Genomic DNA, 13,529 nt, shown 5'->3' on the forward strand with positions numbered 1-13,529 from the left:
TTTGTACGGCGGCAATGAACCTGCCCGAACGTGGTACAACGCGATGGGACCGATCGCGAGCAACTTCGGACCCATCACGCTACCCCCGCTGGACCAGAAATATGTTCGCGGTTCGGCCGGGGATCAGGTACCCGACGTGGTCGGGATGACCGAGTCCGCCGCAACATCTCTGTTGCAGAACGCCGGGTTCAAAGTGACGGTCTCCCTCACGTCAAGTCCGAGCGCGAGAGGGACAGCAACCGCGACAGCTCGGTCGGGAGCGGCACTTCCGGGCTCCACCATCACCCTGTACATAAGTGACGGATCCTCGACACCGAGCACCACCACGACGAGCCCATCACCGTCAGATACCCCAGGCCCACGATAAGCCCGGGTGCGCCACCATGATGCTTCGGCGATCCCCACCCGGTGGGGACTGCCACCGCACGCGCTCATCATGAACTCGATTCCCGTCGAGGACCTCGGATCCCGGTTGTGGCGAGCAGAAATCGCTCCGGAATACGGAACATGCGGAGTGCTTCCCTATGTGCCGCCCGCTCCCGCATTCAAAAAACATGATTCGATCGTAACTACATTCTAAGTAAATGACTTTCGATAAAACGGCATCGAAATTCCGCCCCACCGACTAGTAGATCGTTTCGGACATCAGATGGGAGGGTCCTCACGAATTCACGAGCCGTCTGATCGCCTCGGCGGCCTCCCTGATCTTGGCGTCGGATTCGGCGCCCCCTCTTGCGGCGGCATCGACGACACAATGACTGAGATGGTCTTCGAGCAATTCCATAGCTACTGCATGCAGCGCTTTTTTCATCGCCGATATTTGGGTAAGGATGTCAATGCAGCACCTTTCTTCTTCAACCATTCGCTGCAGCCCTCGCGACTGACCCTCAATACGCTTGAGGCGTTTGAGGTACAAGTCCTTTGCGCTGATGTATCCGTGGGTCGCATAGTCACGACGGCCTGGACCAACCGGATTAGTTGTGCCCACGAGATTCCCCTGGTCTCGTCGCCCGTAGTGGGCCAGACGCGAAATCACGTCGTCTCCATGGTGGGCGACAATCGATTGGACCTGCCCTGGCTACGGTGTAGTGCAGCAGTGGCACACACGAAGGCACGTTGAGCAGCATCCCGTCTGTATGGGCGCTTCGCCAACTGCAAGATCTCCGGGTAAGTGACCACACGAGAAGAACTCTCAATCATTCCTGCCACCAGGGCTAGGCAGTACCGCTGCACCCGCCCTGTGTTCAAACTTCCTGCCCACCGCCGGTTGCGCCACCAATGACGCGATGCGCCGTCATCCCGTCGACCCGTGCGTGGGACCAGACCAATTGCACCTCCCTGCCGTATCAGATCAGGGGCTTCGACGGCGAGCATTTCCCTTGCACTAGACCATTGCAGGGGGTGAATTCGCAGCCAGCCAACACCCTCATCTACTATGCATCTTAGTAGATAAGGTACCAGTCGCCCGGAAATGTTGCCATCCCTTCGAATACAGGACGAGACACCCAGATGCCCAATAGTCGTCGTGCGCGAACGTCCCCAATCGTGGGGCTCGTCGGCGCCGCTCTCATCGCCGTTTCTCTTGCGGCTTGTTCGACGCAGGGAAACGACGACAAGGCCGGCCAGTCCATCGTCCCGCCCATACCAGGGGTGGAGCTCACACCCGAACTTGACCATCTGCACGGGTTGCATATCAACGCCGATGGCACCATCTTGGCGGGTACGCATCGCGGACTGTTCGCGATCGGAGATTCGGGCGACACAGTGCGAGTGGGTGATTCCGACGACGATTTGATGGGGTTGGCGGGCGTGGCGGGCAGTGACACGCTCTTTTCCTCAGGGCACCCGGGACCGTCCAGTACCGCAGCCAACCCACTTGGCCTACGCACCAGCAACGACGGCGGCCGAACCTGGACGGATAGCTCGCTCGCGGGACAGGTCGACTTTCATTCTCTGGTTACAGATGGCACGACACTCGTCGGCTTCGACGGGGCCAGAGGTGTCACGGTGTCGAAGGATCAGGGAAAGTCGTGGGAATCCGGCGGTGCCCTGGGTGTGGCGTCCCTCGCTCTCACCGAGAGTGGGACATGGGCTGTCACCTCGTCAGGGCTGCAGTACAGCAGCGACGACGGGCGCACCTTCACAAAGTTCGCTGGAGCGCCGTCCATGGTGCTGATCGCGGGCTCCTCGGATGCACTGTGGGGGGTCGATCAAGATGGATTCGCCTGGCGGAGCAGGGAGGGAAAAGGCTGGGAGAAGCGCGCTAATGTCGGAGCAGTCGAAGCGTTGACTGCGGCGAGTTACGACAGCGCGTACGCGGCGACTTCTCAGTCTCTGTATGCCTTGAACTGACCTGAACATGTCGTTGTTCGTTCGAATGTTCCAGAGCATCACACTTGTGCTCGTTGCGGGAGTCCTTGTGGTTCTGGGCGCCGGCATCGCCAACGCTCACCCCACGCTGCTCTTTACCGAACCTGGCTCGGAGACTGCCGTTTCCGAGCCTCCGCAAGCCATCACCCTGATCTTCAACGAACAAGTCACCGCCGGGACCGATGCGATCAAAGTCCTGGACGGCGCAGGCCGTGAGAGCCCGATGGAGGCAGCAGAGTCGTCCAAAGGTGGCCGTGCAATCACTTCCCGGCTCTCGGATGCTCCGTCGCCGGGCACCTACACCGTCCGGTGGCAAGTGATCGGCGCAGATGGTGACCTCGTCGAGGAAGACTTTCGGTTTGCCGTCGGCCTCGCTTTGACCGACAGCGGCGGTGGCGGTGGCGACGACAGCGCCTCGACCTCGTGGACGGAAACCGTGCTCCGGTGGCTGCTGTTCGTCGGGTTCGCCCTCGCGCTCGGGACACTTGTCGCGGAGAGATTGTCGTCTGTACCGCACGCCGAGAACCCTTCGTTGAAGAAGTTGCGCACCTGGTTTCCGGCCGGCGCTTGTATTGCTTTGGTAGGTGTTGCAGGCCTTATGGTTTCGCTCGCCGCTTCGTCCAGCGTTGCTGCGCTATGGCAAGAACGTGCGGGCATCATCTTGCTCGTAGAGACGTGTGGGCTCATGTTGGCCTTGGCGCTGAAAGCCGCGGGGAGCCCCAGACTTGCGAGCGCAGCCCTTCTGCTGGTCATTGCCGCCGAAGGGCTGCGCTCGCACGCAAACGTCGTCGCTCCCGGATGGGGCGCGTTTCTCACCGCCGTTCATCTCGCGGCAGCGGCAATCTGGGTCGGCGCTTTGCTCCACACGGTTCGCACTGCATTCGCGTGGCGGGGTCAGCATGCCCCGGTTCGGTGGGTCGTGGCCGGTTACACACGACTTGCGCTGTGGACCTTCATCGTCGTCGTGACCACCGGTACGATCTCGGCATTGTTGCTGATCCCCGTTGCCGCAATGTTTTCCACCCCGTACGGGCAACTTCTGACGGTCAAACTACTCTTCGTCATCGCCGCCTCGGGTGTGGCGATATCTGCACGGCGGACGATGCGCAGAACTGAACAAGTGGGCAAACTGCGCAATCAGATTCGTATCGAGAGCATCCTCCTGATCTCCGTGCTCGCCATCAGTGCTGCATTAGTCTCGACGGCGCCTGCCAATTCACCCGCCCAGCCGGGACCACCTGCAGCCATCGGTCCGGTTCTGCCGCTGGGAACATTGGCTGGACAGATTGGGGTGAGCGTCGCCGCCAGCGAAGGGCAGCTGGTGGTTCGACTGTCGACTCCGCGCCGCGTCGACTACTACGCTCAGGAACCGGACCAGGAATACACCTTGATCGGCGCACTGCGGGCGAGCGGGCAGAACACTTCCCTTCCCTTGCGCGGGTGCGGATCCGGATGCTTCGTGGCGCAAGCCGATTGGCCACTGGGTGAAAGCATGCTCACGCTCGAGGCCGCGGCGACAGGGTGGCTGGGCGGGACGGTCAGCATGTTAATTCCATGGCCTGTTCAGTCCGGGGACACCGATCTCGCTCGAGCCGTAGATATCACCCGCACTCAGAAGAATCTGACCTTTTACGAATCGGTGACCAGTGATGCCGCAAACGTCGGACCCGAACCTCAGCAACTAAGTCTGTCCAGCGAGTTCTTCCTCGCCCAGGAGCCGTATGCGGACGGGACTGCGCCCATCGCGGTGCGCTTACCCAGCGCCGGACGGCAACTCCGTCTGGCATTGGGCTATCCGGCTGCGGGTATGAACGTACTGCTCGACCTCGACCAAACTGGACGAATAGTTTCCGAAACACTAAGCGATGCAAAACATCTCATCACCCGCACCTTCGTCTACCCCGAAGTGAACTGATGGGGGAGAACTGACGAGATATTCACGTCCAGTGAACTGTCACCGTGCAATAGGAACGGAAGCTGCGATGATCTCCCCTTACTCGTTCATTCACCCCTGCCAGTTCTGTCGCACCCGCGCACTGGCCGCGCCCAGGCCTTCGAAATTCCTACGGCATACGCAGGGTGACGAACCGGTAGCGGTGGCTCTGGCCTGCAGTCTGTTCAACCACTCATCCCCTGCTGTCGCTTGTCTTGATCACCGCAACCTTCTGATTGCAGGTTCCACCGTCACCTCGCTGGTCCTGCCCGGCGCGCACGACACCACGCTGATCACCGCGACAGTCGTCATCGAGCGCGAAGACAAGGATCATACCGGCACGCGTGAGTGGAGGGTTGCACGTTCCCCTGTTGCCGCAGACGTGCATCGTGCACGACACCTTGCCCCTACACAACCAACTGTCGGCGCTGCGGATACGACAGACGCTCATAGCGGAACTACTGACCATCCGAGTCGACGGCCCCTCCCCAGAAGAATTTTTTGCACAACAACACATTCCAGGAGAAAAATATGATGCTTACACGTGCTGTTTCCACACGTATCGCAGTCTCAGCGGGGTCTGCCGCCGGTCTGATGCTGATCGCCGGCTGCGGCGGCCATGACATGAGCCAAATGTCGAGCAACGACAGCGGAAACATGTCCAACTCCTCCGCGGCCTCGCAGCCCAACGGCGCCAACAGCGCGGATATGCAGTTCGTCGCGATGATGTATCCACATCACGCACAGGCCGTCGAGATTGCAAAGATGGTTGACAGTCGCACCACCAATCCTCGAATACTCGAACTCGCCGCTTCGATCCAAACCGCTCGCGGGCCCGAAATGGATCAGATTGCAGCGCTCATCGAACAATGGGGTCAACCTACGTCCGACGCCACCTCCCCTGTGGACTCCATGGATGGAATGGACCACGGCGGGGTTGATTCAGGAATGATGTCCCAGCAGCAGATCGCTCAATTGGAGGGGCTGCGCGATGGGGACTTCGACACCGCGTGGCTGAAGATGATGATCGAACATCACTCCGGCGCGATCGCGACGGCCCAATCGGAACTATCCGATGGCGACAACGCCGACGCCAAGCAATTGGCTACCGATATCATCGCCGCACAGCAGTCCGAGATCACCGCGATGCAAGCACTTTTGCAACAGAACTGATCCGGAAACTGGCGAGTGGCTAGGCCTGTCCGTCGAAGCCTCTCTTCTCGTTGTCCGCTCTGATCTTCCATCTGATTACTTGCGTCCCTTGCGAATCACTGTCTTCGTCGGCGCTCCCCACCCACTGACGTGAAGGAACAATTATGGCCTCAACACGGCATACAGGGTTAGTCGTCCTTGTCCTTATGGTCGCAACGCTGACAGGATGCACCTCCACAGCACCGCAGTCCGCACCGAGTGACACGGGTGCGCCCGCCGAGAACGACTCTCCTGTCTCCGCGCTGGTGATGACTCCTTCCGGGGGGACAGATACCGTCAACCCCCTTGATCCGGTCACGGTGGAATCTGTTGGCGGGAGGCTCGACTCGGTAGTGCTCACCGAAGTGGGCGGGGCTGTGGTCGATGGCATCTTCACCCCTGACCGGCAGGTGTGGAAACCCGGCGCGTCCTTGGACTACGGGAAGACCTACACGATGACAGCGTCAGCCACCCAAAACGATGGCTCACGTCTCGATCAGTCCAGCACCTTCTCCACAGTCAAGCCGCGGAACCTGACCAAACCATCCTTCGTGACGGCCGGGGGTAACCTCCTCACAGATGGTGGCACTTTCGGGGTAGGGATCGTTATTGTCACGCATTTCGACGAGCCGATCCTCGATCGTGCAGCGGCGGAGAAAAGCCTGACTGTGCAAACGTCGGTGCCGCTCGAAGGCTCGTGGTACTGGGTGGATGACCAGAATGTTCACTGGCGACCTCGTGCGTACTATCCCCCCGGCACCGAGGTCACGGTCCGGGCTGCGGTCTTCGGCGTCCCGCTCGGTGGCGGACTGTTCGGACAGGAAGACGCCACGACTGCATTCACCATCGGCGACTCGCATATCGCCGTCGCCGACGATACGACCAAGCAAGTGACGGTCACGAGCAACGGCAAAACTGTGCGCACTATGCCGACATCGATGGGCATGGGAGGAACCGAGCTCGTCAACGGCCAAACGATCTCCTTCTGGACCCAACCAGGCATTTACACCGTCCTCGATCAGGCCAACCCCGTGATCATGGACTCGTCGACCTACGGACTTCCCGTCAATTCCCGGCTGGGGTACAAGGAAAAAATCAACTACGCCACCCGAATAAGCACCGACGGAATTTACCTTCACGAACTCGAAGACACAGTCTGGGCGCAAGGCAATACCAATGTTTCACACGGCTGCTTGAACCTCAGTCGCGCCAATGCTCAATGGTTCTATGATTTTTCGCTTCCCGGAGATGTCGTGGAGATACGCAATACCGGCGGCGCCCCTCTCGAATTGTGGCAGAACGGCGACTGGAGTGTGCCGTGGGACCGATGGTCGGAAGGCAGCGCGCTGTAAGACCTGTCGCCCTGCCGGCAAACGATGCTGAATCGCAAACAGAAGCTCCGCGCGAGACGTTCTCCCGTAGTCGACGCGAAAGTGCTGGATAAACCTTTTGACACTGTCAGAGCTGACAGGGGTTCGGCAGATCGTCACGGGAGGAGGTCGCCAGACACCGCCGCCGTATCGGGGCGGCGACGGGAAGCAGAACAGATAGTATTTCTACAGGGCTTCGGTTCGCCGTCTCGGCAACCTCCAGCGTGCAGAGTCGACACGACACCCTCATCGAGCGGTCCCACATCACTGTGACCGACGAATCACCGACAGCGCTGGTTGGGCCCCGTACGAAAGCGACGGAGGTTGCAGGTTGGGCACTCGCACGGTGCGGTGACGAATGCAGCTCTACGAGGAGGAAAAATGCAAGGTCTGGGAGAGCTCGAGGCGCTGGTGATGGATGTGCTGTGGCGCTCCACCGAACCGGTCCGTGTGCGCGACGTCATCGACGGCCTCGATGACGACCGTGAACCGGCGTACACGACGGTGATGACCGTCATGGACAATCTTCATCGCAAAGGTTGGGTGCATCGTCAGCGAAACGGGCGCGCGTACTGGTACGAAGCCACGCGAAGCCGCGAGGAAGCGGCAGCTGACGGGTTGCGCGCACTTCTCGAATCCACCGGAGACCCGACCGGGGTCCTGTTGCATTTTGTTCGCGGGACATCCGACGTCGAATCGAAGATCCTGGCGCGTGGATTGCGTGAACGAGGCAAGAAGTGACAGCCGTCCTCGCGTGGGCGGTCGGTGGCCTTCTCGTTGCCGCACTCTCCCCGCTGTTCCTCGGATCGATGATGCGTCGCGGCGTTGATCCGCATGTCGTCCTCGTCTTGTGGGGCGCTCTGGCACTCGGAACTGTAGTGAGTATCAGTGTCCCGGTGATCTTGAGCCTTTTACCCAGTCACGGTGGTGTCTCGTCGCTGATCGAATTCGCCCACAGCTGTTGGCTCGCCCTTCACGACGACGCGCCGGCCAGGCTCGAGACGGCGGTGGGTGTACTCGGTGGGTCAGCCCTGGTCATCGGGGCGGTGCGAGGCACCGTCCATCTGTTCAGCTTCTCCCGCACTCGCCGCGAGCTACACCAGCAGCACCTCGGGTTGCTGCGCATTCTGGGGGGTGCACGGTCCTCGTCACTGCTCTGGCTCCCGGTTTCTGTGCCCTTCGCCTACAGTATCGCTGGGCGCCCCGCGCTTGTAGTTGCGAGCGACGGATTGAGAGATCAACTCGACACCGAGGCTCTTGCTGCAGTACTCGCACATGAACGAGCACACATCACGGGGCGGCACCATCTGCTCGTCAGCGCAGCTCAAACGCTCGCCTACGCGTTTCCGTGGCTTCCGATCATGCGATCTTCGCCCCCATTGGTCCGTGCGTTGGTGGAAATCGAAGCCGACTCCCGAGCCGTTCGTCAGCATGGGCGCGAATCCGTGCACCGCGCACTCTGCAGTATGACACCTCACGAGGTGCCCGTGGCGGCTCTGGGAATAGCGCAGGATTGCCTGGCGTTGCGACTTGATCGTCTGTCCTCCCACCGCACCCACCACCCGGCGCCCATTCGCTACCTCCGCACCCTTGCTGCCTGCGGAACGGCGATCGTCCTACCTGCGGCGCCTCTTCTGGCGCTACTGGGTGCGATGGCGATGGCTTCATGCGCAGCAGGTGCTTGAAACAGTGCGAAACCGGGTCGTGGACGAACAAGGAGTCCGGCCCGCAGGGGGCCAGTGCTCAAGGCCGGTTCACCCCCTCCTCGAACTGAACCGGCCTCATGCACCGAACGCGGCGCCAATCGAATTGGCCAGATCCCGCGCGAAACTTGATTCGTGGCCATCCCAATTTTCGTGAGACTCACCTTCTGCGCACGTGGCATCGGCAGAAAAGCGCAAAAGGCTACTACTCTGGGTCACGATCACACCACGCCCAGCAGAATCGTCGCGACGATGACAATTCCGCATGCCGCGCTGGTCAGAAGCCGCCCGCGCCGTGTATGAGGGTCCGCACGATAGGGGAACAACCCTTGACGGACCCACGTGTAGATAGCCGCGGCGACAACGAATACTGCTCCGTCATAGGGCGTTTCGGTGCCGTAGAGGACGAAAATCAGTGTCGCGAGGCCGATGATCAAGCCTGCGAACGCTTCGATCAGTTGCACGGGGATTCGGCGCACCGCGAGAGTCCGGTCCGAAGCCCACATTCCCCATCTCGACCTGGTAGGTCGACCCGAACAGCATCCTGTCAAAAAGCATCCCGGGCGCCCGATCGCAATCCCGAGAAACAACCCGGGCGTTGTCATGTCCAGTAACACACCGACGCCCAGACCGAAGGCTGCTCCGCCGAGCACCAATACCGCGAGCGACACCACCAAAAATCCTTGTATGCATGCGCCGGCAGAGACGAATTTTCGAAGGCTCTGGCGGTGAAGTGCCAAGTACCAGAGCTTCGCACCCACGTAGCCGAGAAGGCAGCCGAGGATCGAAATGAGAACTGCCGCAGTGGCGTTCTCGCTCATACGGGTCAAGAGCAGTGCCTGCATGACGATGGCGAACACTGCACCCAAACCGACCAACAGCGGCCACGTCCAGAGTCGCACGCCGGGCCCGTGCACCAATGGCGCTGCGGTAGTCCAGGCCGTGGCGGTCTGCGGAGCTGCGATGTCGAACTGCCCGGTGGTGTCGTCCGGAGTTTCGATGCGCTCGGCACTGACAGTCCAACTACCAGTGGCGATTCCGCGGATTCTCGCAGTCACCGCGAAGCGTTCCCCCGCTGGAACACCGTTGACGTGGGTGACCCTCTCGAAACGTTCCGGTTCGCTGCCCGGGCTGTTGCGGGCTCCTCGGAACAGAATCGACAGATCGGAAGTAACCTCGGGCGATTCTCCCCAGTACGTTGCTGCGAGCCCCTGTGGTTCTATCTGCGTGAACGCTTCAGCGCACCCACCGCCGGGCGCAGCGAGTTCCGTTGCAGCGGTCGACTCGTCGTCACCCAATGGCCGGGCAACGCGTTCAGTGCCCGATGGCTTGGTGGGCATCGCCTTTTCGGCGATGGCCGGCGCCGGCGGTGCTTGAGCCAAGGCCGAGGCTGGCGTCGGCGCTGCTTTACTCAGATACGCCGCTGCGGCCGCTGCGGCCAGTTCTTCCACGGCACTACCGGCCGGACTGGGCCTAGCACGGGGTGTTGTGCCGACTTCGTCGTGCGGTCGTGAAGTGGGGTTCCGCTTCGGTGACGTGGCGCGTCGGGCTCGACTCTGCGTCGTAGACCGCTGTTTCGCGCGGGTTTTGGTTGATTTTTTGCTCACCGTCGCCCCAATCTCTCGGTTGGCGCGGATGCCCACCGAACTACTAAGGTCGATAGTAGCTGAACTACGAACCTGGATAGTAGGTAGAGGTCGAGCGCGAACGCGCGGGTGGGCACTGCGGCGAGACGAGGCGCTTCGAGGCCGAGCCGAGGAATATGGGAATTCCATGGTGCCGCAACGATCTTGGGCACACTCAAGAAGGACCTGGAAAGGACATCGAACGTCAACCGGCAATCGCGCGGACAGTGTAGTAGTTTGCGAGACTGGATAGGCTCCTTGTTCACCATGTTCGGAGACCGGGCACGGACTACTGGGTACGACTGCGGCAGACCCGGCGGCTGATGCGGGACTGGGCGTAGGGATCGCACTACGTTGCAGCAAGGGTGTGCAAAGTATCGAAGCGAACAATCACATCTAAGGGATCTGCAAAATGGAAGCTGACGCGATGCGCAACCACCGCCTGGTGGATTTGCCGACCAATGGCGCGGTGTTCGAAACCTCTCGGCCGGTACGGACGGGAGATATCGACGTCTCCGGGACGGTGCGACTCGATGGCGTTGCACGTTATCTGCAGGACATCGGTTTCGACGATCTCGATGCGAGCGGCGCAGCGGCTGCCCACCCGGTGTGGGTCGTGCGCCGCACAGTCATCGATGTCATTCGTCCGGTCAGCTGGCCGGCTCGTGTGCGCATGCGCAGATGGTGCTCGGGGTTGTCGAGCAGGTGGTGCACGATGCGTGTCCGCATCGAATCCGACGGCGGCGGCTTGATCGAGACCGAAGGATTCTGGATAAATCTCAATCCGGTCAACGGGATGCCTTCCAGGATCGAAGAGAGTTTCATGGCCGGACTCGGTTCGACCGCCAACGATCACCGATTGAAGTGGAAACCCTGGCACACCGCTCATCCGGGCGATGGGGAGGAAACGACATTCGTCTTACGATCGAGCGATATCGATCCGTTCAACCACGTCAACAACGCCACGTATTGGCAGCCTGTCGAAGACCTGATCAGAGATTGGGCCGGACCCCGAAATCCACTCCCCTACCGAGCGATTCTCGAATATCGCTCTCCCATCACCGCGGGAAACGACGTGACCGTGCGGTATCACAGTTCAGGGGAGAGCCTGAGTAGTTGGTTCCTGGTCTCGGGTTCGGTGTGCGCGAGTGCCTACGTCACAGCGATCGAAGTGTAAGTCCCCGGGCCGGGTCACCTCTGCGCTCTGGTCTCTTGAATCGTCATTGATCGGTTCACCTCACGAGTTCTTGACCAGGTGTGCCGGTAGCGGCGGGGTGAGTGGGTGTTCCCGGAGCGTTTCCATTACCTCGAATGTCGCGTCGAATGTCACGCATCGACAGTTCCCCGGCAGTCGATGTGCCGCCCTTTCGGACGATGTACTGGCAACGCGATAACGAAGGTGGTGCCTTGCCCGGCTCCGTCACTCGCGGCGGTGATCTGTCCACCGTGTGCTTCGACGAGTGCTTTCGCGATGGACAGTCCGATCCCTGCCCCTCCGTGAGCACGATCGCGTGCTGCGTCGGCGCGATAGAAACGCTCGAACAGATAGGGGAGGTGCTCGGCGGCGACTCCATCGCCTTCGTCGGTGAGTGTGAGGATGAACCGATCCCCTTTCACCCGTCCCCGCACCTTCACTGTGCTCTGTGATCGACTGTGGCGCAGTGCGTTGTCGAGCAGATTGCTCAACACTTGCCCTATGCGCTCCGGGTCCAGCCACACCGACGGCAGATTTCCGGGGACGTCCACGCTCAGAATGACTGCTTTCGTGTCGTATCGTTCTTCGTGCGCCGCTACCGCTGAGCTCACCAGTACCTCAGGTCTGGTCCATGTCGGTTCGATTGCAGCTCGATTCGTCTCGGCATCGGACAGCGCCGAGACGTCGCCGGAAAACCGTGCCAGACGTCGGGTCTGATCTCTGAGCATCGCAATGGTGTGATCATCGAGAGCTTCCACTCCGTCTTCGAGCGCTTCCATGAATGCTTCGAGAACAGCTACCGGCGTCCGGATCTCGTGCGCGAGATCTGCCAGCAACCGTCGACGCATCGACTCGGCAGACTCGAGACGGACCGCCATTTCGTTGAAGGCCGTCGCAAGTGCGTCGAAGTCGTCACCGAGCTGCGGCGGCGGGACTCTGGCCGCGTAGTTTCCCGCCGAGACTGCCGTGGCGGCAGTTGACACCGCAGTCACCGACCGCTGCAGCCGACGACTGAGATACCAGGTCACAGCCAGCGCGCACAACGCAGCTGCGCCGATCGCCACGGACAACGAGACCGCAGTTGCCGAGCGATATGCCTGCTCGGCATGCATTTGCTCCTCAGACATCGGAGGCACGCCCGCGCGGCGCAGATGCTCGCGGAACAAACTCGGACCGACAGTGACTGCAACGACCCATGAGGTGGCCGCTCCTGCCACCAAGACCAGCGTTTGGGCCATCAACAAACGCACGCCGACACCGAGTCCTCGGCGGGTACGCCCCTGATGAGACGAAAGTTCTTCCAGGGTAGTCATTTTCCGGAACCCATTCGGTACCCGATGCCGCGCACGGTATTGACATACAAAGGCGCGGCGGGATCATCGCCGAGTTTGCGGCGCAGATGACCGATATGAACATCGACAAGATGTTCGTTCCCCGTCCACGCAGGACCCCACACTGCTTCGATCAGTTGCCGACGGCTGAACGCCATCCCCGGCCGAGCGGCCAATGCCGCCAACACGTCGAATTCCGTCCGAGTCAGCAGAACCGGTTTCTCGGCGACCGAGACCTCTCGCCCGGCAACGTCGATCCTGAGCACCCCGAACGTCATTGGCGGACTCTCCTCGTCTCGGGTTACCGCTCTCGCAGTTGTACCGTGCGCGACTCCGCTGCGGGGTCTGCGCATCATCGCGCGGATCCTCGCTACCAACTCTCGGGGGCTGAACGGCTTGCTCATGTAATCATCGGCACCGACAGAAAGCCCGACGATGGTGTCCACTTCCTCACTGCGAGCAGTCAGCATCACCACGTATGCATCCGAAAATGTACGAAGTTCCCGGCATACCTCGATGCCGTCGATACCGGGCAACCCGAGATCGAGGACCACCACATCAGGATCGACCTCACGTGCCAGGGCGAGAGCGTCGAAACCGTTGTAGGCCACACTCACCTCGAATGACTCTCGTTCGAGGTAACTCGAGATGATCGAGGCCAGTGGGCGTTCGTCGTCGACGACCAGTGCCCGAAAACCTGCGTACCCGTCGGTTGACCGTGTTGACGTACTGTCCATGCCACCATCGTGGACTGCTCAGTCGCCGCTGCGCACGCGATACACGGTATGCGGTCACCTCTTCAGCGAATCTT

General features: G+C 60.9%; 12 protein-coding genes. 8 read left to right on the forward strand and 4 right to left on the reverse strand.

Translation table 11 applies throughout. The annotated features are described in order from the left end of the window. Window positions 1-145: 145 nt before the first annotated feature. The gene (locus M1L53_RS33335; protein ID WP_261949285.1) at window positions 146-367 is read left to right on the forward strand and encodes a PASTA domain-containing protein; all 222 of its coding nucleotides are present in this window, start codon (window positions 146-148) and stop codon (window positions 365-367) included. Window positions 368-661: 294 nt separating this feature from the next. On the opposite strand, the gene M1L53_RS33340 is transcribed toward M1L53_RS33335, so the two are convergent. Further along, on the reverse strand, window positions 662-988 hold the full coding sequence (locus M1L53_RS33340; RefSeq protein ID WP_051720984.1) for a metal-sensitive transcriptional regulator: 327 nt from the start codon (window positions 986-988) through the stop codon (window positions 662-664). A gap of 521 nt (window positions 989-1,509) precedes the next feature. Here M1L53_RS33340 and M1L53_RS33345 point away from each other — a divergent pair. From M1L53_RS33345 to M1L53_RS33370, 6 genes are all read left to right on the forward strand, one after another. Continuing rightward, window positions 1,510-2,352, forward strand: coding sequence for a F510_1955 family glycosylhydrolase (locus tag M1L53_RS33345; protein ID WP_030537778.1), 843 nt, complete (start codon window positions 1,510-1,512; stop codon window positions 2,350-2,352). A gap of 7 nt (window positions 2,353-2,359) precedes the next feature. Beyond that, window positions 2,360-4,285 (forward strand): copper resistance protein CopC, encoded by a 1,926-nt coding sequence (locus tag M1L53_RS33350; RefSeq protein WP_030537779.1) that lies wholly within the window; start codon window positions 2,360-2,362, stop codon window positions 4,283-4,285. 519 nt (window positions 4,286-4,804) lie between these two features. Further along, window positions 4,805-5,476, forward strand: coding sequence for a DUF305 domain-containing protein (locus M1L53_RS33355; protein ID WP_223304577.1), 672 nt, complete (start codon window positions 4,805-4,807; stop codon window positions 5,474-5,476). 143 nt (window positions 5,477-5,619) lie between these two features. Further along, window positions 5,620-6,846, forward strand: a complete 1,227-nt coding sequence (locus tag M1L53_RS33360) for an Ig-like domain-containing protein (RefSeq protein ID WP_037127158.1) — start codon at window positions 5,620-5,622, stop codon at window positions 6,844-6,846. A 399-nt stretch (window positions 6,847-7,245) separates the two neighbouring features. Beyond that, the gene (locus tag M1L53_RS33365; RefSeq protein WP_019747377.1) at window positions 7,246-7,605 is read left to right on the forward strand and encodes a BlaI/MecI/CopY family transcriptional regulator; all 360 of its coding nucleotides are present in this window, start codon (window positions 7,246-7,248) and stop codon (window positions 7,603-7,605) included. Next, complete coding sequence (locus tag M1L53_RS33370) at window positions 7,602-8,549, forward strand: M56 family metallopeptidase (protein ID WP_019747376.1); 948 nt, start codon at window positions 7,602-7,604, stop codon at window positions 8,547-8,549. Before M1L53_RS33365 ends, M1L53_RS33370 begins: the two co-directional genes overlap by 4 nt. Before the next feature lie 239 nt (window positions 8,550-8,788). On the opposite strand, the gene M1L53_RS33375 is transcribed toward M1L53_RS33370, so the two are convergent. Next, window positions 8,789-10,018, reverse strand: a complete 1,230-nt coding sequence (locus M1L53_RS33375; RefSeq protein ID WP_051720982.1) for a prolipoprotein diacylglyceryl transferase family protein — start codon at window positions 10,016-10,018, stop codon at window positions 8,789-8,791. Between the two features lie 586 nt (window positions 10,019-10,604). Here M1L53_RS33375 and M1L53_RS33380 point away from each other — a divergent pair. Continuing rightward, window positions 10,605-11,369 carry an acyl-[acyl-carrier-protein] thioesterase gene (locus M1L53_RS33380; protein WP_030537783.1) on the forward strand — a complete coding sequence of 255 codons (765 nt, stop codon included), beginning with the start codon at window positions 10,605-10,607 and terminating at the stop codon, window positions 11,367-11,369. A 149-nt stretch (window positions 11,370-11,518) separates the two neighbouring features. Here M1L53_RS33380 and M1L53_RS33385 read toward each other — a convergent pair whose 3' ends face one another. Both M1L53_RS33385 and M1L53_RS33390 read right to left on the reverse strand, forming a co-directional pair. Then, on the reverse strand, window positions 11,519-12,700 hold the full coding sequence (locus M1L53_RS33385) for an ATP-binding protein (protein WP_030537784.1): 1,182 nt from the start codon (window positions 12,698-12,700) through the stop codon (window positions 11,519-11,521). Next, a complete protein-coding gene (locus M1L53_RS33390; protein ID WP_030537785.1) occupies window positions 12,697-13,455 on the reverse strand; it encodes a response regulator transcription factor in 759 nt (252 codons plus the stop codon). Before M1L53_RS33390 ends, M1L53_RS33385 begins: the two co-directional genes overlap by 4 nt. Window positions 13,456-13,529: the final 74 nt, after the last annotated feature.

The sequence above is a fragment of the Rhodococcus sp. T9N genome, assembly GCF_024436645.1.
GTDB lineage: Bacteria > Actinomycetota > Actinomycetes > Mycobacteriales > Mycobacteriaceae > Rhodococcus_F > Rhodococcus_F qingshengii.

What these genes read in the sequence shown, in the direction of transcription:
- M1L53_RS33335 (WP_261949285.1), top strand. Translation starts at nt 146, where the DNA reads ATGACCGAGTCCGCCGCAACATCTCTGTTGCAGAACGCCGGGTTCAAA.
- M1L53_RS33345 (WP_030537778.1), top strand. Translation starts at nt 1,510, where the DNA reads ATGCCCAATAGTCGTCGTGCGCGAACGTCCCCAATCGTGGGGCTCGTC.
- M1L53_RS33350 (WP_030537779.1), top strand. Translation starts at nt 2,360, where the DNA reads ATGTCGTTGTTCGTTCGAATGTTCCAGAGCATCACACTTGTGCTCGTT.
- M1L53_RS33360 (WP_037127158.1), top strand. Translation starts at nt 5,620, where the DNA reads ATGGCCTCAACACGGCATACAGGGTTAGTCGTCCTTGTCCTTATGGTC.
- M1L53_RS33365 (WP_019747377.1), top strand. Translation starts at nt 7,246, where the DNA reads ATGCAAGGTCTGGGAGAGCTCGAGGCGCTGGTGATGGATGTGCTGTGG.
- M1L53_RS33380 (WP_030537783.1), top strand. Translation starts at nt 10,605, where the DNA reads ATGGAAGCTGACGCGATGCGCAACCACCGCCTGGTGGATTTGCCGACC.
- M1L53_RS33385 (WP_030537784.1), bottom strand. Translation starts at nt 12,700, where the DNA reads ATGACTACCCTGGAAGAACTTTCGTCTCATCAGGGGCGTACCCGCCGA.
- M1L53_RS33390 (WP_030537785.1), bottom strand. Translation starts at nt 13,455, where the DNA reads ATGGACAGTACGTCAACACGGTCAACCGACGGGTACGCAGGTTTTCGG.